At 64.3% G+C, this 1107-nt stretch carries 2 protein-coding genes; one reads left to right on the forward strand and one right to left on the reverse strand.

Annotation, left to right across the window (positions count from 1 at the left end; all coding sequences use genetic code 11):
• Positions 1-95: 95 nt before the first annotated feature.
• Positions 96-821, forward strand: a complete 726-nt coding sequence (locus ACFZDJ_RS55030; protein ID WP_391070835.1) for a hypothetical protein — start codon at positions 96-98, stop codon at positions 819-821.
• A 29-nt stretch (positions 822-850) separates the two neighbouring features.
• Here ACFZDJ_RS55030 and ACFZDJ_RS55035 read toward each other — a convergent pair.
• Positions 851-1107 (reverse strand): transposase (locus ACFZDJ_RS55035; protein WP_391070836.1); only part of this gene is annotated, 257 nt, incomplete at its 5' end.

Below are 1107 nucleotides of genomic sequence, written 5' to 3' on the forward strand. Positions count from 1 at the left end.
CTAGGGGGTGTCCGACGGGTCGCTCGGAGGTGCCATCACTACCGAGCTGCAAGACGAGCTCGCCTCTAGGCACCTGGGGAAGGTTCAATGCCGGAGTGGTGGACTGGACACAGATGCGTGACTGCTGGTTCGAGGTTGATCGTGTTCCGGAGCTTTTGGAGCGGGTTGAGCACGATGCCGACACGGACGCGTGGAAGGAGCTGGGATGGCGGCTCGTCCTTGAGCACGACCTGGTTTCCCCGGCCAGTTTCGCTGCGCTGCCGCGCTTGGTGCGCCTTGCGCCTCGCAATGCGCAGGCGCGCGCCCTGGCAGGGGAGATCCTCGAGCGTGCGGCAGGGCACCATGGCTGCGACGATCTCTTGGCGGATTGCGCTGGCGCCATTGAGCAGTTCCGCGAAGTGCTGAACCGGCACCTGCGGTCGCAGCCGACCGACTACCTCGTATCCCTCCGCGCCCTGCTCTCTGCCGAGGAGGAGTACCACTGGGCGGCGGCCTTGGGCGACTTCAAGGATGACTTCTATCCGCTGATCTGTCCCCATTGTGACGCAAAGGTCACGATCGCCATCGGCGACTACGGGCGGTACTCCGCGATCCGGGACTGGGACATGGGTGACGTCGAGCGTTGCGACCTGCGTCCGGCGGTCGCCGAGGGACTCACCGGAACCGGCAAGTGGATGTACGAGATGGCTGTTCGCGATGGGCAGGAGGCGCTCGCCGAGGGAATCTCCTACCTCTTCGGTCATGCAGAATGCCCGGGCTGCGCCAGCATCTTCAACGTTGCGGACGAGTACACATCTGCCAACCGCCCGACCATGCGGTAAGGCGAATCCGATAGCTACGCGGCTGCCTTCTACGGGTGAAGCCACAGCCGGATCGCGGCAACGGTGACCGTTCCGTGGAAGACGTATGCCCGCTTGTCGTAGCGTGTGGCGATGGCTCGGAAGTTCTTGAGCCGGTTGATGGTCCGCTCGACTTCGTTGCGGCGTCGGTAGATCGTCTTGTCGAATCCCGTAGGCCGGCCGCCGTGACTGCCTCGGCGCTGGCGGTTAGCTCGCTGGTCTCTGGGTTCGGGGATGGTGTGCTTGATCTGGCGTCTGCGAAGGTGAC

Origin of the sequence: Streptomyces sp. NPDC007896, from assembly GCF_042959425.1 — a bacterium.
In the GTDB taxonomy this organism is placed as follows: domain Bacteria; phylum Actinomycetota; class Actinomycetes; order Streptomycetales; family Streptomycetaceae; genus Streptomyces.